Origin of the sequence: Leptolyngbya subtilissima AS-A7 (assembly GCF_039962255.1) — a bacterium.
In the GTDB taxonomy this organism is placed as follows: domain Bacteria; phylum Cyanobacteriota; class Cyanobacteriia; order Phormidesmidales; family Phormidesmidaceae; genus Nodosilinea.
Window position 1 is genome coordinate 26,773 of the sequence record NZ_JAMPKY010000008.1, and the last position, 18,378, is coordinate 45,150.

The window sequence follows — 18,378 nt, forward strand, 5'->3', positions numbered from 1 at the left end:
TGGTTGTGATACCAAATGGGATTTGGTATCACCCGATTTGTAGGGGCATTGCAGTGCAATGACCCTACCATTGGGGCAGCTCTCTAGGCCTGCGATCGCCAAGGTCCCGTGTCATTCAAAAAGGGCGAAAGCTCTGGGGTTAACCAGGCGAGAGGCAAACTACCCTCAACGCGGTAGCCCTGCTTTACATAGAAACGCAGCAGACGTTCAGCCCCTTCGTAAGTCACGACTTCAGGACCATCCCAAATCACTTCGGCGGTGCCCGTGAGGTAGAGCAAGTCACCCCGGTCAAAATCGATGAAGATCAGTCCAGCGTGCGGGTTGAGTTCTAGATTGCCAAAGGTGTTGAAGTGAAAGTTGCCCAAAAAATCAGGAATAGTGAGCGTCTGCGAGTCGTCCATGCGAACAAAGCCCGGTTTGCCGCCTCGGTGCGACACATCCACACCGCTGGCTGATCCCGCTGCGGCATCTTGGTAGGCAGTAGCGATAAAGAAGGTATCGGCAGCGGCGATCAGCGCCTTCTCGGCAGCTCCCAGCACCGTGAGGGCATGTACGGATTTAGACGTCGCTGCATCAAAAGATTGCAGATCAAACCGCCGCGCCTGAATGTATTGGGGGCAGTTGCCAAAACTCTGGCCCACCGCTACCGTAAATCCTTCGGGCTGAATGGCCGTTATGGTGCCGTTCAGGCGGTTGCGGCGGCGGGTGTGCAGCTCAATGCCTAGCAAACCAATGTCAGCTCCCACCACTAGGGTAGTATGCAGCGGGTCGGCAAACAGGGGGTGAGCAGCAATGTGCAAGGTGTGGCGATCGGGGGAAGTAATGAACCCCGGTTTCCCGACCAAAATTGAGGCCCAGGGCTGACCGTCGCTAGCCACTGTGCCAACCAAAATGTAAGACAGCTGGGCAAAAAATTCGCGGTGCTGGTCAGGCAAGTAATTACGAATAATCCGCCGCCCTTGTCTGTCCATGCGCTCTTGCACCCCCAGCCGGGTCTGAATCGCCAGCTCCCCGACATGGAAAGGGGAGTCATCCTGAGGCCAGCCTAGATTTGTCATGGCGTTTTATACCCCAGCCATAGCGATGAAGCCAGGCAGCTGCTTGACGCGCTCAATCCAGGCGAGCAGGTTAGGGTAGTCATCGAGGTCAATGTTGCCGTCGCGAGCCAGGGCCACATAGGGGAACACCGCTATATCGGCGATCGTGGGGCGCTCAAACTCTAACCACAAGCGGCTGTGGAGGTGCTTGTCGAGCTGGGTGAGAATGTGCTCGGCTTTTTGATGCGATCGCTCAATGTTGATATTGGCCACCTTAAATAGATAGAAAAGCCGCGCATTCTCAGGCCCCTGGCGCACTTCTCCAGCAGCGGTTGAGAGCCAGCGCACTACCTGAGCCAGGGGCAGCGCCTCGGTGGGCAACCAGGTGTCACCCCCAAACTGCCGCGCCAGGTAAACCAAAATCGCCTGAGCATCAGCCAGAATGACCTCGCCATCCACTAGCACTGGCACCTGGCCAAAGGGGTTGAGGGCAAGAAATTCGGGAGCTTTGTGGGCGCCCTGCATCAGGTCAACCTTGACCCATTCGTAGTCGAGGCCGAGCAGTTCTAGAAAGAGACGAACCTTATAGCTGTTGCCAGAGACTTCGTGACCGTAGAGCTGAATCATGGTGAGTTCCTTAGGAAAGGGGAGCGGGGGAGATCAAAAGACTGAAGGACTCATGCCCTCACGATTTTGCTGGTGAGCAGCAGAGCGACGTTTGCCCTGAACTAGATACCGAACGTTCGGTACATGGTTACTGTACTGATCGTTCGGTATAATGTCAACAGGTGAAAACTACTTTCTTGGAGACGCGCGGTAATGGTTAAGCCAACTGCGGCTAAGCAGACCTATGTGCCGCCCCTACTTGACCTATTTCGGCAGTACGGCTACGACGGGGTTAGTTTGTCAAAAATTTCCCAGGCAACGGGTTTGGGCAAGGCCAGTCTCTATCACCACTTTCCGGGCGGCAAAGATGACATGGTGACGACGGTGCTAGACACCCTCGATCAGTGGCTGCAAGCAACGGCGCTAGATGCTTTGGAAAGTGAAGGAGATGCGCTGGCCCGGTTGACGCATATGGGCGATCGCATCTGTGAGGCCTACAGCCACGGCCAAAAGCCCTGCATGCTCGCCTCGCTAATGCTGGGCTCTGCCAAGGATGACTTTCAGCCCCAGGTGCAGGGCATGCTGCAACGGTGGATGGGGGCGATCGCCACCGTTCTAACCCAAGCTGGTATGGCAGAATCTTTGGCCCAGGAACGTAGCGAAGAGGCTCTAATCGCCATTCAGGGCGCACTGATCATGGCGCGGGCTATGAACGATGCCGCCATCTTTGAGCGCACCATGCAGCACTTGCCCCAGCAGCTCTGCCGCTAGACTTCTGCAAACTGTACCGGCTTGCCGTCTACAGAAATCAGGCGATCGAGGCGAATTTCGGTGCCGTCCTTTAGCCGCAGGTATTCAGCTTTCTCAACCACAAAAAAATCAACAATTTGGCCTTCAGTGCGCGCCTCATCACCGCCCTCGGTGCGGTAGTGAATTGGGCAAGTGCAATGCAGGGTGGCTAGGGCCTCTAGCTCATCGTAGAAATCGCAGCTAACCGACTGATACTCGTTCATGGGTCAAAACCTCTGAATGAATGTGCGGTAAAACCTCTCGACCAATTTCTTCCAGCACGTCACCTGCCGATCGCTCACCATACTTGAGGTTGAGGCCTACGTGGTTAACACCGATGTCGCGCAAGTGCAGCAGCAGGTCGAGCAGGCGATCGCGCCCCAGCCGATAGCCCAGATGAATTGGCGTCGCCGCAGCGGTGGGGTCATCCACCAGATCGACATAGAGCGACTGGGCATAGGGTTTGAATCGGCCGGGGGCAACGCGATCGACTAGGGCACGCCAGTCTTGAATCATGCGGGCCTGCATGTGGGGATGGCGCGGGTAATAGAGCCAGCCGTCGGCGTGCTCGGCGATCCATTCGGGGGTTTGGCGGCTGTGGCCCGTCACCAGCAGGGGAATGCTGCCGTGGACGGGCTTGGGCAGCAGATCGGCCCCCTCTAGCTGGGTAAGGGAGGAACGAATTACAGGAAATTCTGATGCCAGCGCCTGTCTGAAGTCGGCAAAGGTCTGGCGAAAGCGATCGCCTCGCGTCTCAAAGTCAACCCCAAAGGCAGGAAACTCCACCGGGCGATCGCCCGAGGCCACCCCCATCACCAAGCGCCCTCCGGAAAGCTGATCGACCGAAGCCGCTGCCTTAGCCAAGTGTAGCGGGTGGCTTTGGCTAAAGATAATGCTGCCTGTGGCCAGGGCAATGAGATCGGTCTGGGCCGCCATGTAGCCCAAATACACCCAGGGGTCAAAAATCTGCCCTACATCCCCAAAGGTGGGATCGTAGAGCGGCACATCTCGCACCCAGAGGGCGGCGTATCCTAGGGCCTCGGCCCGCTGAGCCAGCTCCACCTGATACTGCATAGTGGGAATGCTGCCCCTGTAGGCTTCGATGGGAAAAAACACGCCGACCGTCAGCTGATCGGGCTGGAACATGCGATCGAACCCGGTCTGGCTGGGGGATGGGTTCATGGCTTATAACGACGGGATAGCGGCAGGGGTCAAGACGGTCTGAATGGGGGTGCTGGTGCTGAGCAAGCGGTGCACGGGGCAGCGATCGCTAATCTCCAGCAGGCGATCGCGCTGTTCAGCAGTCAGGTCGCCCACTAAAGTTAGGTAGACCACAATTACTGTCTGTTTCTCCACGGTTTGCAGCTCCGCCGCGACGTAGACATTCTCAACCGGCCAGCTCTTGCGCTCGGCATACATTTTGATGGTGATCGCTTTGCAACTACCCAACCCCGCTAAAACTAGCTCCGTTGGGGTCGGCCCCTGGTCGCTGCCGCCGAGGTGGGTTGGCTCGTCGGCAACCAGCTGAAACTTGCGGATAGCCACGTCTTGGCCATAGCGCGATGCGTTCGACGAAACCTGAACTGAGGCCATGGCGATTTCTCCATAGTGCGACTGAGACTTACGGCTAGGAACCGGGTTGCCAGGGTGGCGTTTAGAGCTGCTGCTCTCCAACCCGATTCCTGCACCGTTAAACCTACTGATTACACCGGCTGGGATACCGTCGCCTACATGCCACGCCGCTTACACCAGCGCTGCGGTAGGTGTCACCACTCCCGAGACAATCCGCACGGAGTCTGGGTCGGCCCAAAGCACCAGTTTGGGGTCGTATGGGCTGTTGAGGTATCGGTGGCGGGGCAAGATACGCAGCGACAGGCCCTGCAACCCGCTGGCGGTATACTCCATCTCTAAGGCGTAGATGCTCCTGCCGTTGGCATCCGGCCCCTGGTGGGCCATGGGCACCGCCACCCCCGCGTGAATTTCGCCATCCACTGAGACTGTGCCTTGGTAGAGTTCGACCTGTACATCGTCAGGGGTGAGGGCACCAAGTTGAATGGCGGCGGTCACCTTAAAGGGCTGGTTCACCTGGAGGTTGGTCGTGTCAGAGATCGCCACTTCTTCAAAGCGTACGTCGTACCAGTGGTCAGCCATGCGGGCCTGCCAGGTGGCCAGCTCTTTGCCGGGGCTGTAGCTGGCCGAAGCCAGGGTAGAGGCGCGATCGCTGGCGGCAAAGTACCCTAAATTCGCGTAGTCCTTCACCATGCGAGCGGTGTTGAACTGGGGCGTGTTGAAGTAGATCGCCTCCTTCATTTTAGCCACCCAGCCCCGAGGAATTTCGTCTTTGTCGCGATCGTAGAAGAGCGGCACCACCTCTTTCTCCAGAATGTCGTAGAGGGCGTTGGCCTCCACGTCGTCTTGGTAGTTGGGATCGTCGTAGTCTTCGCCGTGGCCGATGGGCCAGCCGGTACGAATGTAGTCGGCCTCATCCCACCAGCCGTCGAGCACGCTGAGGTTGGGCAGGCCGTTCATCGCCGCCTTCATGCCGCTAGTGCCGCTGGCTTCGCGGGGGCGGCGGGGGTTGTTGAGCCACACATCGCAGCCGGCCACCATGTCCCGCGACAGGTGAATGTCGTAGTTGGGCACAAACACAATGGATTTACTCAACCCCTGATCGCGAGTGAAGTGAATGATGCTGCGAATCAGCTCCTTGCCGGGAATATCTTTGGGGTGGGCTTTGCCCGCAATCACAAACTGCACCGGGCGATCGCCGCCACTGCCATTAATGATATTGCGGATGCGTTCGAGGTCGTGGAGGAACAGGGTGGCGCGCTTATAGGTGGCAAAGCGGCGGGCAAAGCCAATGGTGAGCACAAAGGGATCGAGGCACTCCTGGGCTTCGGTTAGCTCGCGGGTTGAGCCGCCGCGATCGCGCGTGCTCTTGGCCAGGCGATCGCGCACCGTCACCACCAGGTGCGATCGGCACTGTTCGTGATTGCGCCACAGCTCATCATCGGGGATGGCATGCACCCGTTCCCACAGCGATGCGCCGGGGCTGGCTTCGGCCCAGTTGGGACCGAGGTAGCGATCGTAGAGTGCCTGGGTCGATCTAGCCACGCAGCTGCGGGCGTGCACTCCATTGGTGATGGCGTAGATCGGCACCTCGCCCAGGGGCAACCCCGTCCACAGCTCGCCAAACATGTCGCGCGACACCTCCGCGTGGAGCTTACTCACCCCGTTGATAAAGGTCGCCGTCTTAATCGCCAGCACCGCCATGCTGAAAGGGGCCGAAAAATCTCCTGTATCGGTGCGGCCTAGGGCTAGAAACTCAGCATCGCCCAGGCCAAATCGCTCACGGTAGGGACGCAGGTAGTGCAGCACCTTCTCCGGCGGAAACAGGTCGATGCCGGCGGGCACTGGGGTGTGGGTGGTAAACATTTGGCTGGCTTGGGCCACCTGGAGGGCTTCAGCAAAGGTCAGGCCCTGTTCTTCCACCAGCACCCGCATGCGCTCTAGAGCCATAAAGGCCGAGTGGCCCTCGTTCATGTGGTAGGCGGTCGGCATCAGCCCTAGCGCCTTCAGCATGCGAATGCCGCCAATGCCCAGCATCACCTCCTGGTGAATGCGCATGTCGATGTCGCCGCCGTAGAGGCGATCGCAAATATCCTGGTCGTACTGATTGTTGGGTTCGATATTGGTGTCGAGTAGGTACAACGGTACCGTGCCCACCTGCACTCGCCACACCCGCGCGTACACCACGCGTCCCGGGTACTCCACCTCAATTCTAATCTCCTGACCCTTGGCATCCCGCTCTAGGTGCAGGGGCATGTTGTAAAAGTCATTGATCGGGTAGCGCTCCTGCTGCCAGCCGTCGGCGTTTAGATACTGGGCAAAGTAGCCCTCCTGGTAGAGCAGGCCCACCGCCACCAGGGGCAGGCCCAGGTCGCTAGCCGACTTGAGGTGATCGCCCGCCAGCACCCCCAATCCCCCCGAGTACACCGGCATGCAGGTGGTGAGGCCAAACTCCATGGAAAAGTAGGCGTAGCATTCCCCCGAGACAGGCGACTTGCGGTGTTTTTTGTACCAGGTGCGATCGCGTAGATAGTCCTCTAGCCGCTGGGCCGCCCGGTCCATCTGAGCCAAAAACCCCTCGTCTTCAGCAATCTCATTCAACCGTGCTTGGCTGATGGTGCCCAGCATCAGCACCGGGTTGTAGCGGCTCGACTCCCACAGATCGCCATCCAGTCGCCGAAACAGGTCTACCATCTCCACATCCCAGTCCCAGTGAAGGTTGTAGGCCAGGGTGCGCAGCGCCTCTAGCCGCTGGGGCAAGGCCGGAGTCACATTAAACGTACGAATGGGGCGCATAGGAGAGAGTTTGCAAAGATTTCATATAGAGCCATTCTGCCCTCTATCGTCCTGGGGCGGTCGTGAAACCATGGCTTTTCATACTCTTTTAGCCCTCAACCCGGCCTACAGCAGCGATCCTACCGCCGCAGTTATCGCTTCTCCCCCAACTCCAGGTTATGAAATCCCTACCCGGGGGCATAGCCTAGGGAACTGACCTCAGGGAATAATGGTCTAGGTCAGAAAAATAAACCTAACTTCTATAAAGACAACAAGGACAAGGCTATGACGCAGGACAGGAATAACCAGGGATTTGGAGCCACCCTCGACCAAGACGCTCGCCCCGCAGTTGAGTTTGACCAATGGGCTAGGGCCGTGCGCCAGCAGATGGTTGCTGCCCTCAAGCGTCGCGGCAACAGCTAAAACTGCGGTGGTCAAAGACCGGCCCTAGGGCAGTCTTAAACTACCAAAGCTAGTGGGTGCAAGGTTTAAGTTGTCAGATCCTGTGGTCAAACCTTGCACCCTTAACCTTAACTCTTGCGCTCAACTCTCCATCTCCACAAATTCCCGTCCATAGTCTTGGTAGACTACTGGTGCAATCCCCCTCACAGCACCTGTACCCCTCATCGCCAACTCTGTGGCCACCAAAAAAACCACCGGCAAAAGCAGCGGCCAACCCAGCGAAAGCCCCATCTCGACTCCTACCAATGCGGGCCAGGGGTTTAAGGTTCAGGTGTTTTATCTGGCAGCTAGCAGCAACAGCCCCAGCGCCCCCACCAAAGACGCCCTGTGGTTTGCCACTTACCCCATTATTCCGCGCATCGGTGACTGCGTATTTAGGGATGGCGTGTACTACCGAGTAGAGCGCGTCTTTTTGTACGAAAATTTGGCCGCCGGTTGGTGTGCTGACGTTGAGGTTACCTTCTACGGCAGACGCTAATCGAGCCCTAGCAAGCGCTCTGAACAGCGTGTTACAAAACTTATGAGAGACCCCGGTCTCAATGGCTGTAACGACTGCTGTCACAGTGTTACAGAACGATTAATCTCCAGAAACCTTATGCTAAAGTAGGCGGGTAACATGTTTTGCTTTCGGTAGGCTGGCAATCACAGTCTGATTTCAGTTTTCGGGTAATCGATGTGTACCACTCCGAATCGAACTTGTCTACATTACATGTCAATTTTGGAGTTGTGCCATGTCGATCTATGTAGGAAACCTCGCCTACAATGCTACGGAAGGAGACATCACTGAAGTCTTTTCCGAGTACGGGGCCGTTAGCCGAGTAACGGTGCCCACCGATCGCGAAACCGGTCGCCCCCGGGGCTTCGCGTTTGTCGAGATGGAGAAGGAAGCTGACGAAGACGCTGCCATTGAGGCTCTCGACGGAGCTGAGTGGATGGGTCGCGAGCTGCGCGTTAACAAAGCTCGTCCCAAAGAAAAGCGCGCCGGTGGTGGTGCTCCCCGCGGCAACTTCGGCGGTGGCGGCGGCGGCCGAGATGGTGGCAACCGCGAGTTTTCCCGCTGGTAAATCGCCTAGACACAACTAATTTTAGTTGCAATGGCAGAAGATGATGATCTTCTGCCATTGCAGTTTATGGGGGTAGGGTTAGGGGTCACCGAGTTAAGCGAGCTAAGCGCAGGCAGGAAACGGTTTACTACAACAGCCCTAGCGCTTGGCCAACGGCACGGATTGCTGCCAAACAACGGAATTGTCGCGACTCAATCCTGAGAAGACCAGGGTATCTATTTCGGGGAGACCTAGGGAGGCCAAGGTTTGAGGCATCAGCAGTGCGTGAACCTGCTGAGCCGCATCTTCAGGATTGATCACACGAACCGCTAGCCAGGCGATCTGGAGCTGATTCTCGACCGTGTTCACCTGGGCTGAAACTCCCCGTTCTTTCAGCAGTGCTTCAACCCGCTCCACTGCAGGAAGAGATTCGTCCTGGGAGGCCAAAACAGGGGCCTCGATGTTAGCAGAAGCCTTTTCTGCTTGTTGCCGGGGGGGATTTTCTATGTACTCTTTGAGCTGGCGGAACGCCTGTTTTAAGTCTTCTACCTTAGCGCGATCGCCCTCGCGTAGGGTCTGGGCCTTGAGCTTAAAGTAAGTGTCCTCGACTTTCTTTAGCGAGTCCCCCTGCTCTAGGCCAAGCAGGGCATAGGCATGGGCAATAGTGCCTGGAGCTAGCGATTCAGAACCGGCGACGTCGGGCTCTGTCAGCTCTTCAGACGCTTCAGGCTGACGATCAAACTCGCTCTCTAGCGTTAAAGGCCGAACCTCATCCGTAGCCGCACTAAGGTCAACTTCGACTCCCCAGCCAGGCTCTCGCTGATCGGCCTGTTCTGCGTAAATTTGAAGGACCGTAATTGAGGTGACCTGTAACCGCTCTAGCCCCCGTCGCACATAGGAAACAGTTGCTGTTTGGGGAGGTAAGGTTTGACCCGTGAGCCATAGCTGTAGGTAACCATCTTGGCGATCGCAGCGCACTGTAACACCCTTGGGCTGTAGGGCTTGATTCATCAGCGTGGCGATCGCGGCGGCGTTGCCGTCTTTGGCCTGTTCTAGCAGCGAGGGGGGTGCCATAGGCAATCTCCAAACCAGCTTGTCTAGTCTAGGTTACTCAATTTACCCCTCTTCGGTGTTTAGGATCCATAAGCAATCTCAACAACTCGGGTAGTTGGTTTAGGACTCTAGAGGATTAGTTTGGGGCCACTCCAGCACCCATGGCCCCAGTAGCCCAGTGCGAAAGTCGTTGAGAATGCGCTTAGCCGTACGTTCTACATTATCCTGAAATTTCTGGGTCGCCACCTGAATCACAAAGTCTTCCCCGGTGCAGTCATCCAGCGTCAGGCCATAGCGAGCCTGCAAACCATCGCGGTAATCGTCTAGGTAGCCCGTCTGCTGCAAGCCCTTGATCACATCCAGAAACGCGGCGGCGGTGCGTTGGGTATCGTAGGAGGCTTCGCCAATGTCGTCACAGATGGCCAGCTTTAGGGCGGCGGCCTGGTCATCCATGCGGGAGGGGATAACGCCCGGTGCGTCGAGCAGGTCGAGATCGCCCGACAGACGCACCCACCGCAGCTGGCGAGTAACTCCGGCTTTGCGGGCGCTCGCTACTACCTTGCGATTTAGCAGTCGGTTAATCAACGCCGACTTGCCCACGTTGGGAAAGCCGATCACCACGGCGCGGATAGGGCGGGGCTTCATGCCGCGAGCCTGGCGGCGCTGGTTAACGGCCTCGCCAGCGGTTTGAGCGGCTTTTGCGATCGCCTTCACCCCCTTACCCTGCTGCCCATCGGTGAAGTAGGGCACCTCTCCCTGCTGACGAAACCAGGTCTCCCAAGCGGTGCGGGCCTCGGTTGAAATCATATCGACCCGATTGATCACTAGCACGCGAGGTTTCTCACCCACCCAGGTATCAACCTTGGGGTGCCGCGTCGATACCGGAATGCGGGCATCTCGCACCTCGAGCACCACATCCACGCGGTTGAGCTGATCGACCAAGGCTTTTTCTGCCTTGGCGATATGGCCGGGATACCACTGGATTTCGGGGGTGGACATGGGGTAAGGGGGTAAGGGAGATGAGGAGGATGAGGGAGATGGAGGAGTGAGGGAGTAATGGGGTGTGAGTGAGGACAGCTCTTGGCGATCGCTGAGTACATCACGCCAAAAGGTGAGGCGAGGCCAATATGTAGCTATGCAACTAATCCCACGGCGACGCACCTATTGAGAATAAACCTATTTTGGGAAACGGCTTCCCTTACCTAATATCGCTCTTTTGGGGAAGGGGTTCTTCGCAGGGTTCTGCCGAGGGCGCAGAGGCGTCCTGGGTGGGAAGAGTGCTGAGGGTGGCCAATGTTTCGTCGCACCAGGTGAGCCAGCTGGTTTCGTAGTGGATGCCGTTGCGCAGAGTGATGTACTGGAAGCGCGCCGCTAGGGGCATGGCCTCGGGATGGGAAAAATATTTTTGCTCAATATCTCGATAGGCTTTCAGCGTCGCCACATGCTGGGCGCGCTCATGCTTAAGGGTAGCCTCCATGGTTTCGGGCGGCACCAGGTAGCCCACAAAGAGCTTAACCAGCAGGTCATCTTTGGTCGGCACACATTTGGCAGGCTGGGCGATCCACTCTTTGAGTTGGGTTTTGCCCACTGTGGTGACGCAGTAGATTTTTTTGTCGGGCTTGCCCGCCTGGGCGATCGCTTCGGCAGTGACCAACCCCTGCTGCTCTAGCTTGGTCAGCTCGCGGTAGATCTGCTGGTGGCTGGCGTGCCAGAAGAAGCCCACTGAGCCATCAAACTGCTTGGCCAGATCGTAGCCGCTACAAGGGCGATCGGTGAGGGCCGAGAGAATTGCGTGGGAAAGAGCCATAGAGCAAGTCGCAAAACTAAATATGCAAAATATTGACTATGCATTTAAGTGCATATAGTATTGGGTTTATTGGGAATGCAGAAAATTGCATATTCACTCAATTGCATTTTCATTATGTCTGTTTTGGGCGATCGCCCCTATCTGCGATCGCATTTGTTCACATCCTTTCCTCACTGGAGAAACGCCGTGGTTAGCCAAATTCAGCCATCTTTCTATTATCGACGCACGCGATTGCCCCTAGCTGGCATCAACTGGCCAGAGTTAAGGGCTGCCTACCGGGCTTTTTTGAGCAATCCTGCCACCGGTATTCGACACATTCTCGCCGCTGGACGCCGCAGCCAGTGGCAGCGCTGGGTCGAGCAGCGCCTGGAACGACAAGCATCTCACCTAGCCCATCGCACAATTTCAGTCGATCTCAATGCCCTGGTGCAGCTACCGCCCGACACCTTAGGCGGTGCCTACGCCCGCCATATGATCCGCTACGGGTTTGACCCTGAAACGTTTATTGCCGATGAGGCCCAAAGCGAGTGGCTGCGCCAGCGCATCGCCATTAGCCACGATATCTACCACATCTACACTGGCTTCGATGCTGCCCCGATTGGTGAGTTTGGGGTAGCCGCCTACACCCTAGTGCAGTATCGGGACTTACTGAACGTGTTTGTGCTCTCCTTTGTGCCATTGAGTTTGACCAACCCGCTGTGGACGATGCCACTGCTGCGGGCGCTGTGGCGCGGCTTTCGCATGGGAATAAGGGGGCGGGCCGCGATCGCCTACCCACCCGAGCTCAACTGGAACAAACCGCTAGCGACCGTCCGCCAAGAACTGGGACTGGGAAAGTTCTTCGACAACGATTAGCAGCAAAAGGTGAAAGGCATTCTAGCCTCAGACAGCTCAGCCCAGGTGCTGGGAGAGGCGCAGGGCCAAGGCGGCGAGCGTACGCACTGGGTTAGCGGCAGAGCTAAAGGGCATCACCGACATATCGCAGACGTATAGGCCCTGGGTGCCGTTGACGCGCAAGTCTTCATCCACTACCGAGTTGGCTGCAAAAGGAGCGTTGAATTGGGGTCTGTAGGGCATGCGCAGAGTGCCGGCGGCATGGTGCACGGTGCCCCAGCCAAACCCCTTACCGCCCTGGCCATACCAGACCTCGTTGACGGGACGAGCCGGTTGGCCATTGTCGTTAAACTGCGAAAAGAGTTGAAAGGTGACCTGGTTGAGCACGGCCCAGATCTCCGGCGTGCTCTTGTTCCACCCCGCTAGGGCCGAGAAGCGCGACTCGGCCAGGCGGTCGGCCCAGCTCAGGTTACCGAACTGGACCTCTGGCACGTAGCCAAAGGGAGGCGCAGGCTTGACCTCGTTGGCGTCATCAAGGCAGTTGCCAAAGCTGAACTTGATGTCGATGCGGGCTGGGCCAGCGGGGGTGATAGCGGAGGAAGTGGTGGGGTCATTTTCCCGCAGGTGCCAGTATTCGTGGTTGATGTTCATTTCAACGTTGAACGGATAGCGAATCTGGCCGTTGGCGTCGCGCAACCCGCGGGAGTAGAGCACGATTTTGGCGTGGTGGTCGGAGTTAAGACTGACGTTGCCGATGCCCGTGGCGAAGGTAGTAATCTCGCTAGAGGTGGGGTGATCGGTTAGCCCGCGCCCCACTAGAGCCTGGGTTTCAGCGGGCAGCGATGGGTAGAGGCTAGATCGGCGCAGCAGCTTCGGGCTCTCAATCGACCCAGCAGCGAGCACTACCTTACCCGCGTTAAAGACGCGCACCTGCCCGGTCAGGGTATTGCGGGCCACCAGGACAATTTGGTTGCCCTGCTGCTGAATGTCTTCAACAAAGTGGTTAAGCAGCAGGTGCAGCCCTGGCCCATCGCTGTCCCTGACCCCAGGGGTGAGGCCCATTTCGTTAATCAGCAGCTCCGCCGTGTTGAAAACCCCGGTGGGCTCGGTGAAAAACTGGTCTTTTGGGGTGCCGTCGGACTCCAGATAGGGCTGGTGCAGTGCCCGAGGGGTTTCTTGAATAGAGAAGTCGAGAGCCAGGGGCGATCGCCGCAGCTGGGTGACGATCGCCTGGGCAGTGGCCCCCATCGATCGCGACTCGTTCATGAGTTCGCCCGCCTGGTTGAGCAGCCCTCCAGCCAGGGCCTGACGCACGCGATCAGGGAAAAAGTCTAGCTCCCACTCCTGGACGCTGGGAATCAGGCCCGACCAAAAGATTGAGCGCCCACCGAAGTTGAGCTGAGGCTTTTCGCCGATGAAGTTTTGGGAGTTGGAGTTACCGTTTTGCCAAAAGGTGTCGCAGGCAAAGTGTTTGGCTACGCTGGCGTTGGGAAATCGGCAGAGGTTATAGGTGTGAGTCGGGTAGATGAACGACCCGGCTTCTAAAACAAGAATGCGCTTTTGCCGGCCGAAGCGATCGGCCAGGTCGTCGGCCAGCAGGCCGCCGCCGATACCAGAACCCACCACGATGATATCGAAGTCGTTGCGCGAACCCGTGTACTGCAAAAAGAGGCGCTCCTGCGCCGGGGTTGCAGCGGCGACAAAGTTGGCGTAGGTAGAGGCTGTGAAAGTCATAGGTTGCCCTTGGGGTTGAGGCCAGCGGTGCCCAGCAGATATTTGCCAAACTCCAAGGAAGTTTGGCAAATATCTGCTGGCGAGCCTATTACCCAAGCGGGTACTTTTGTGGGTCAGGGCAACCATCTAGGGGCAATCGCCTACCCACCCGAACTCAGCCAGGAGAAGTTGCTCGCGATCGTCCGTCAAGATCTAGGGCTGGGAATTTTTCTAAGGCCTATGGAGATAGGTGGGCCAAGATGATCTGAATGACGATAAAGAGTCTGATGGGCATTGCCCACCCTACAGGCTGACAATGCCCCTATGTGCTGTCCTTCTCTAGGGATTGTGGCGCCTACCGCCCATCTACCCATCTACCCATCCACCCGCCTACCCATCCACCTCTTCCCCTACGGAATAATCAGCACCGGGCAGGGCGATAGATTAATCACCCGCGTAGTGACGCTTTCGTCTTGCACGTCTTCGATCAGGCCTACGCCGCGGCAGCCCATCACAATTAGGTCGGCATTGAGCTCGTCAGCTACATCGCAGATGACAAAGGCCGGTTGACCTTCTCGCTCAAGCACTTCGGTGTCAATCGATTGGGCTGCGAACAGGGCTTTGGCCTGCCCTAGCAACTTAGCCACCGCCTCGGGGGATGACTGAGCCGAAGGCTGACTCGCCTCCCTCGGTTCGACGACCGACAGCAAAACCAGCCGACTCTGGTGAGCCTTGACCAGTTCTGCCACTTTGGGAGCCGCCTGCTGCGCCTCAGAACTCATGTCGATGGGAAATAAAACCGTCTTGAACATGGCGTATCGAAGGGAACTCACACTCCGGTAAAATGAGGGCGGCAATAGGTAAATATTACGACAGACACAGCACCTGGGCTGGGCTGCACCGCTCCCTCAAATCTACCTTAGTCAAGGTTGGGGCCGCCGCCACCCGCGCGCTGCATAACGTAATAAATGCAGAGTCTTAAACCGTTTTAGGAGGTATATAGCGTGGTTAAAAAATCGGTAGCGAGCCTGACGGCAGCCGACCTTTCGGGTAAGCGGGTACTGGTGCGGGCCGACTTCAACGTGCCCCTCGACGACCAGGGTGCGATCACTGACGACACCCGCATTCGGGCTGCTCTACCCACGATTCAAGATCTCACCGGCAAAGGGGCTAAGGTAATTCTCACCAGCCACTTCGGTCGCCCTAAGGCCCAGGTGGTAGAGAGCATGCGTCTCACCCCGGTTGCCACTCGCCTGAGCGAGCTGCTGGGTCAAGAGGTCATCAAGTGCGACGACTGCATTGGTGACGAAGTTGCCGCCGCCGTAGGCGCGATGGAAAATGGCCAGGTGGCCCTGCTCGAAAACGTGCGCTTCTACGCGGGCGAAGAGGCCAACGACCCTGAGTTTGCCAAGCAGCTCGCCGCCAACGCTGACCTCTATGTGAACGACGCCTTTGGCACCGCCCACCGGGCCCACGCTTCCACTGAGGGTGTGACCAAATACCTCAGCCCCTCTGTGGCCGGCTACCTGATTGAGAAAGAGCTTCAGTATTTGCAGGCGGCGATCGAAAACCCCCAGAAGCCGTTGGCAGCAATCATCGGTGGCTCTAAGGTCTCCAGCAAAATCGGCGTGATTGAGACCCTGCTCGACAAGGTCGACAAGCTGCTGATCGGTGGCGGCATGATCTTCACCTTCTACAAAGCGCGCGGCCTCAACGTGGGTAAATCCCTCGTTGAAGAAGACAAGCTAGAGCTGGCCAAAGCTCTCGAAGCCAAGGCCAAAGAAAAGGGCGTTGACCTGCTGCTGCCTACCGACGTGGTGCTAGCCGACAACTTTGCCCCCGACGCCAACGCCCAAACCGTCAGTGTTGACGCGATTCCTGACGGCTGGATGGGTCTCGACATTGGCCCCGACTCGATCAAAGTGTTCCAGGACGCGCTGAAGCAGTGCAAGTCGGTGATCTGGAACGGCCCCATGGGCGTGTTTGAGTTCGACAAGTTTGCCGCTGGGACCGAGGCGATCGCCCATACCCTAGCCGAACTCACCGGCCAGGGCGTCACCACCATCATTGGCGGCGGCGACTCAGTGGCGGCGGTCGAGAAGGTGGGCGTGGCCGAGAAAATGAGCCACATCTCCACCGGCGGCGGTGCGAGCCTGGAGCTGCTCGAAGGCAAAGAGCTGCCCGGCATCGCTGCCCTAGACGACGCCTAGGCCCCAGATTTGCTAGCTGAGGTCTAAACAAAAAGGGATTGGGGTTCGACAACACCCCAATCCCTTTTTGCTGAATAACGGTCCTTAGCCCGCCGACAGCTTCGGATCGGCCTTACCACGACCGAGCTGCGCCACCACGGCCTCCTTCGCCATGTCAAGCCAGCTGTGCCAGTAGCCTAGGCTCCAGCCCAGATTGAGAAACCAAAGGAAAAGCGTGGGGCGATCGCGCACCCGCACCACAAACTTCACCGGCACTAGCGGCAGCGACAGAAAACACTTGAACAGCATCCCCTTGGGAAAGCCATAGGCCCAGTGCTTACGGTATAGCCGGGCAGAGTAGTAGCCAAACTTCTTCAGCCGCCGAAAGTTAGACCTGACATCGCCCCGAAAGCGAAAATTCACCACCGCATCTTTGACTTCGTGCAGCGTCACCCCCAGCGCCTGAATGCGCCAGCAGTAGTCAATGTCTTGCAAGGCCAAAAACTGCCCATCAAACCCGCCCACCGCCTCATGGTGCACCCGCTTAACCGCTAGGTTGCTGGCTGAGCCAAAGGGTCGAAACGGATGGTAAAGCTTCCCGGTGCCCTCAATGCTGGTCAGTGCGGCAGAAAATTCGTTGCGATCGTTAAGCTGCGCCATCTCGCGCCGGCCGCAGACCAGGTCGTGCTGTTCTAGAGCAGCAGCCATTGCCGCCAGCCAGCCCGGAGCTACCGCATCGTCAGCATCACAGAACAGTAGCGCGTCGCCCTGGGCCTGGGCACAGGCCATGTTGCGGGCGTGGGCAGCCCCCCGGCGGGCCGAAGCATCCACCACCTTGAGGTGGGGCATTGTCTGCTGATAGCGCCGCACCACATCTAAGGTGCCGTCGGTCGAGCCATTGTCGCCAACTACAATCTCCCAAGGTCCAGCGAATACTTGCTGATATAGGGCATCTAGCTGGTCTGCGATCGTGGTTGCAGCGTTGTAGGCCGGGATAATAACGCTCAGCATAGGGCTGTCGATATGACTTTATATAGATCTTAAGGAAGCAGGTATAGCCATAGACCAAGCCTGCTTGTCTACGTACACCCGTCAATGGCGAGACGTAGGTCTCTCCGCAGCAGTTCCTAGCTAGTCTATGAAGATCCCCTCAGGCTGACAAGTCTCTACCGTTGTCAGTAGCAGGCGATCGGCCTTGATGTCTTAAATTATACTTCTCACAGCAACTGCGGCCTCCCCAACACTTAAGGCGGCTTGGTCTGGGGTTAAAAGTCTGAAATCTGAAAAATGTCAGGTCGGGCTATGGGAAACTTGAGGCGGGAGGATGGGTATAAAAACACCTAGTTGAGCCCAAGCTCAAGTTGCCTCGAGTTAGCTGACCTAGACATCCTCAGAGGTCAAAGGTTCCGCAATCGGTTCCAGGCCTTCGGGCGACTTAGATAGGGGCTCAGCCGCACTGCCTCTGGGGCGATCGAGCACGTCGATAATCCAGGCTTCTTCAATCCAGGTTTTGCAGACCACCGCCAGGGGCAGAGCTAACACCAGCCCCACGGGGCCTAGGAAAGTAGCAAAAAAGATTTGAGACACCAGGGTAGCGGCGGGCAGTAGTGACACCTGCTTCTGCATCACCATTGGCGAAAACCAGTAGCTCTCAACGTTTTGAATCAGCACGTAGAGCACAACAACGGCTAGCGCTTTACCCGGCGACTGGAGAAGCGCCACAAACACCGGAAACACCGCGCTTAGGGTCGGCCCTAGGTTAGGAATAAAGTTAAACACCCCAGCCAGCACCGCGTGGGCAAAGGCGTAGGGCACTCCCAGCAGCACCAGACCGGTGAAGCTGATTGTGGCCACAAAGATTGAGCTCAGCGCCACCCCACCCAGCCAGAACATCAGAGAATGCTCGCACTTCGTCAAGATTTCGTCGGCCCGGTGACGGTAACTCGATGGAAACAGGCGCAGTAGCAGTCTGCGGTAGGCCGGGGGGTTAGCCAGCATCATCAACGTCAGCACGGCCAGGAGCAGCAGCTGGAGCAAAATCGCCATCGAGCTAGAGAAAAACGTCAGAAAGTTGCCAAATACCGTGGAGCCAATGGAAGCCACCTGACGCAGCAGGTCGGGCAGGGGCGGCAACACCCGCAAATCTTGCTCAGGGAACCATTCAGGCGGGTTCTCCTGGAAGGCATCGAACCAGCCCCCCAGTTGCTCAAACCCTTTAGGTGTCAGCAGCAGCAATTCTTGAAACTGGTTGATAAATAAAGGCAGCACCAAACCCAAAAAAACCACGCCGCCCAACAGCACCAGCGCCCCAGTGACCAGCACGGCGCGATCGCGCGGCCAGCCGTACACCCGCGATAGAAGTCGCACCAGGCTGTTGAGCGCGATGGTAATCACCACCGCGGCAAACATCAGTAAAACGATCTGGCGAAACTGCCAAATAATGACGAGGACAATGCCCAGAGCAACCAGGTTGATCCAATCAATGAGCTTCACGGCAATGG

19 protein-coding genes are annotated in these 18,378 nt (G+C 57.5%); 6 read left to right on the forward strand and 13 right to left on the reverse strand.

The features are described from left to right. Positions 1-83 precede the first annotated feature (83 nt). Both NC979_RS17145 and NC979_RS17150 read right to left on the reverse strand, forming a co-directional pair. On the reverse strand, positions 84-1,058 hold the full coding sequence (locus NC979_RS17145) for a pyridoxamine 5'-phosphate oxidase family protein (RefSeq protein WP_190519098.1): 975 nt from the start codon (positions 1,056-1,058) through the stop codon (positions 84-86). Between the two features lie 6 nt (positions 1,059-1,064). Beyond that, complete coding sequence (locus NC979_RS17150) at positions 1,065-1,664, reverse strand: glutathione S-transferase family protein (protein WP_190519100.1); 600 nt, start codon at positions 1,662-1,664, stop codon at positions 1,065-1,067. Between the two features lie 192 nt (positions 1,665-1,856). Here NC979_RS17150 and NC979_RS17155 point away from each other — a divergent pair, with 192 nt between their 5' ends. Next, entirely contained in the window at positions 1,857-2,414 is a 558-nt protein-coding gene (locus tag NC979_RS17155) for a TetR/AcrR family transcriptional regulator (RefSeq protein WP_190519102.1), read from the forward strand. Here NC979_RS17155 and NC979_RS17160 read toward each other — a convergent pair. From NC979_RS17160 to glgP, 4 genes are all read right to left on the reverse strand, one after another. Beyond that, complete coding sequence (locus NC979_RS17160; RefSeq protein WP_190519104.1) at positions 2,411-2,656, reverse strand: hypothetical protein; 246 nt, start codon at positions 2,654-2,656, stop codon at positions 2,411-2,413. The two genes, NC979_RS17155 and NC979_RS17160, sit on opposite strands and share 4 nt — an antisense overlap. Next, a complete protein-coding gene (locus NC979_RS17165; RefSeq protein ID WP_199308838.1) occupies positions 2,634-3,614 on the reverse strand; it encodes an LLM class oxidoreductase in 981 nt (326 codons plus the stop codon). Before NC979_RS17165 ends, NC979_RS17160 begins: the two co-directional genes overlap by 23 nt. Before the next feature lie 3 nt (positions 3,615-3,617). Next, positions 3,618-4,025, reverse strand: a complete 408-nt coding sequence (locus NC979_RS17170; RefSeq protein ID WP_190519106.1) for an OsmC family protein — start codon at positions 4,023-4,025, stop codon at positions 3,618-3,620. 150 nt (positions 4,026-4,175) lie between these two features. Then, positions 4,176-6,797, reverse strand: coding sequence for an alpha-glucan family phosphorylase (gene glgP / locus NC979_RS17175; RefSeq protein WP_190519108.1), 2,622 nt, complete (start codon positions 6,795-6,797; stop codon positions 4,176-4,178). A gap of 264 nt (positions 6,798-7,061) precedes the next feature. Between glgP and NC979_RS17180 the strand changes: the two genes are divergently transcribed. The 3 genes from NC979_RS17180 to rbp all read left to right on the forward strand — a co-directional run bounded on the left by NC979_RS17180 (position 7,062) and on the right by rbp (position 8,302). Next, on the forward strand, positions 7,062-7,199 hold the full coding sequence (locus NC979_RS17180; protein ID WP_190519110.1) for a hypothetical protein: 138 nt from the start codon (positions 7,062-7,064) through the stop codon (positions 7,197-7,199). A gap of 214 nt (positions 7,200-7,413) precedes the next feature. Further along, positions 7,414-7,716: a hypothetical protein gene (locus NC979_RS17185; RefSeq protein WP_190519112.1), complete on the forward strand. Its 303-nt coding sequence runs from the start codon at positions 7,414-7,416 to the stop codon at positions 7,714-7,716. Between the two features lie 253 nt (positions 7,717-7,969). Continuing rightward, the gene (rbp, locus tag NC979_RS17190; RefSeq protein ID WP_190519114.1) at positions 7,970-8,302 is read left to right on the forward strand and encodes an RNA-binding regulator; all 333 of its coding nucleotides are present in this window, start codon (positions 7,970-7,972) and stop codon (positions 8,300-8,302) included. 138 nt (positions 8,303-8,440) lie between these two features. Here the strand turns inward: rbp and NC979_RS17195 are convergent, their stop codons facing one another. The 3 genes from NC979_RS17195 to NC979_RS17205 all read right to left on the reverse strand — a co-directional run bounded on the left by NC979_RS17195 (position 8,441) and on the right by NC979_RS17205 (position 11,141). Continuing rightward, positions 8,441-9,355 carry a hypothetical protein gene (locus NC979_RS17195; protein WP_190519116.1) on the reverse strand — a complete coding sequence of 305 codons (915 nt, stop codon included), beginning with the start codon at positions 9,353-9,355 and terminating at the stop codon, positions 8,441-8,443. 99 nt (positions 9,356-9,454) lie between these two features. Further along, complete coding sequence (ylqF, locus tag NC979_RS17200; RefSeq protein WP_190519118.1) at positions 9,455-10,333, reverse strand: ribosome biogenesis GTPase YlqF; 879 nt, start codon at positions 10,331-10,333, stop codon at positions 9,455-9,457. Positions 10,334-10,532: 199 nt separating this feature from the next. Further along, a complete protein-coding gene (locus NC979_RS17205; protein WP_190519120.1) occupies positions 10,533-11,141 on the reverse strand; it encodes a PadR family transcriptional regulator in 609 nt (202 codons plus the stop codon). 114 nt (positions 11,142-11,255) lie between these two features. Between NC979_RS17205 and NC979_RS17210 the strand changes: the two genes are divergently transcribed. Next, complete coding sequence (locus NC979_RS17210) at positions 11,256-11,996, forward strand: Coq4 family protein (protein WP_199308839.1); 741 nt, start codon at positions 11,256-11,258, stop codon at positions 11,994-11,996. A gap of 36 nt (positions 11,997-12,032) precedes the next feature. Here NC979_RS17210 and NC979_RS17215 read toward each other — a convergent pair whose 3' ends face one another. Together NC979_RS17215 and NC979_RS17220 are read right to left on the reverse strand one after the other, a co-directional pair. Continuing rightward, entirely contained in the window at positions 12,033-13,709 is a 1,677-nt protein-coding gene (locus tag NC979_RS17215) for a GMC oxidoreductase (RefSeq protein WP_190519122.1), read from the reverse strand. A 389-nt stretch (positions 13,710-14,098) separates the two neighbouring features. Next, a complete protein-coding gene (locus NC979_RS17220) occupies positions 14,099-14,521 on the reverse strand; it encodes a universal stress protein (RefSeq protein WP_431191076.1) in 423 nt (140 codons plus the stop codon). A 171-nt stretch (positions 14,522-14,692) separates the two neighbouring features. On the opposite strand from NC979_RS17220, the gene NC979_RS17225 reads away from it, so the two are divergent. Continuing rightward, positions 14,693-15,898 (forward strand): phosphoglycerate kinase, encoded by a 1,206-nt coding sequence (locus NC979_RS17225; protein WP_190519124.1) that lies wholly within the window; start codon positions 14,693-14,695, stop codon positions 15,896-15,898. An 84-nt stretch (positions 15,899-15,982) separates the two neighbouring features. On the opposite strand, the gene NC979_RS17230 is transcribed toward NC979_RS17225, so the two are convergent. After that, entirely contained in the window at positions 15,983-16,888 is a 906-nt protein-coding gene (locus NC979_RS17230; RefSeq protein WP_190519127.1) for a glycosyltransferase family 2 protein, read from the reverse strand. A 369-nt stretch (positions 16,889-17,257) separates the two neighbouring features. Continuing rightward, the gene (locus tag NC979_RS17235; RefSeq protein ID WP_190519129.1) at positions 17,258-18,370 is read right to left on the reverse strand and encodes an AI-2E family transporter; all 1,113 of its coding nucleotides are present in this window, start codon (positions 18,368-18,370) and stop codon (positions 17,258-17,260) included. Positions 18,371-18,378 lie beyond the last annotated feature (8 nt).

What these genes read in the sequence shown, in the direction of transcription:
- NC979_RS17145 (WP_190519098.1), bottom strand. Translation starts at nt 1,058, where the DNA reads ATGACAAATCTAGGCTGGCCTCAGGATGACTCCCCTTTCCATGTCGGG.
- NC979_RS17150 (WP_190519100.1), bottom strand. Translation starts at nt 1,664, where the DNA reads ATGATTCAGCTCTACGGTCACGAAGTCTCTGGCAACAGCTATAAGGTT.
- NC979_RS17155 (WP_190519102.1), top strand. Translation starts at nt 1,857, where the DNA reads ATGGTTAAGCCAACTGCGGCTAAGCAGACCTATGTGCCGCCCCTACTT.
- NC979_RS17160 (WP_190519104.1), bottom strand. Translation starts at nt 2,656, where the DNA reads ATGAACGAGTATCAGTCGGTTAGCTGCGATTTCTACGATGAGCTAGAG.
- NC979_RS17165 (WP_199308838.1), bottom strand. Translation starts at nt 3,614, where the DNA reads ATGAACCCATCCCCCAGCCAGACCGGGTTCGATCGCATGTTCCAGCCC.
- NC979_RS17170 (WP_190519106.1), bottom strand. Translation starts at nt 4,025, where the DNA reads ATGGCCTCAGTTCAGGTTTCGTCGAACGCATCGCGCTATGGCCAAGAC.
- glgP (WP_190519108.1), bottom strand. Translation starts at nt 6,797, where the DNA reads ATGCGCCCCATTCGTACGTTTAATGTGACTCCGGCCTTGCCCCAGCGG.
- NC979_RS17180 (WP_190519110.1), top strand. Translation starts at nt 7,062, where the DNA reads ATGACGCAGGACAGGAATAACCAGGGATTTGGAGCCACCCTCGACCAA.
- rbp (WP_190519114.1), top strand. Translation starts at nt 7,970, where the DNA reads ATGTCGATCTATGTAGGAAACCTCGCCTACAATGCTACGGAAGGAGAC.
- NC979_RS17195 (WP_190519116.1), bottom strand. Translation starts at nt 9,355, where the DNA reads ATGGCACCCCCCTCGCTGCTAGAACAGGCCAAAGACGGCAACGCCGCC.
- ylqF (WP_190519118.1), bottom strand. Translation starts at nt 10,333, where the DNA reads ATGTCCACCCCCGAAATCCAGTGGTATCCCGGCCATATCGCCAAGGCA.
- NC979_RS17205 (WP_190519120.1), bottom strand. Translation starts at nt 11,141, where the DNA reads ATGGCTCTTTCCCACGCAATTCTCTCGGCCCTCACCGATCGCCCTTGT.
- NC979_RS17210 (WP_199308839.1), top strand. Translation starts at nt 11,256, where the DNA reads ATGTCTGTTTTGGGCGATCGCCCCTATCTGCGATCGCATTTGTTCACA.
- NC979_RS17215 (WP_190519122.1), bottom strand. Translation starts at nt 13,709, where the DNA reads ATGACTTTCACAGCCTCTACCTACGCCAACTTTGTCGCCGCTGCAACC.
- NC979_RS17230 (WP_190519127.1), bottom strand. Translation starts at nt 16,888, where the DNA reads ATGCTGAGCGTTATTATCCCGGCCTACAACGCTGCAACCACGATCGCA.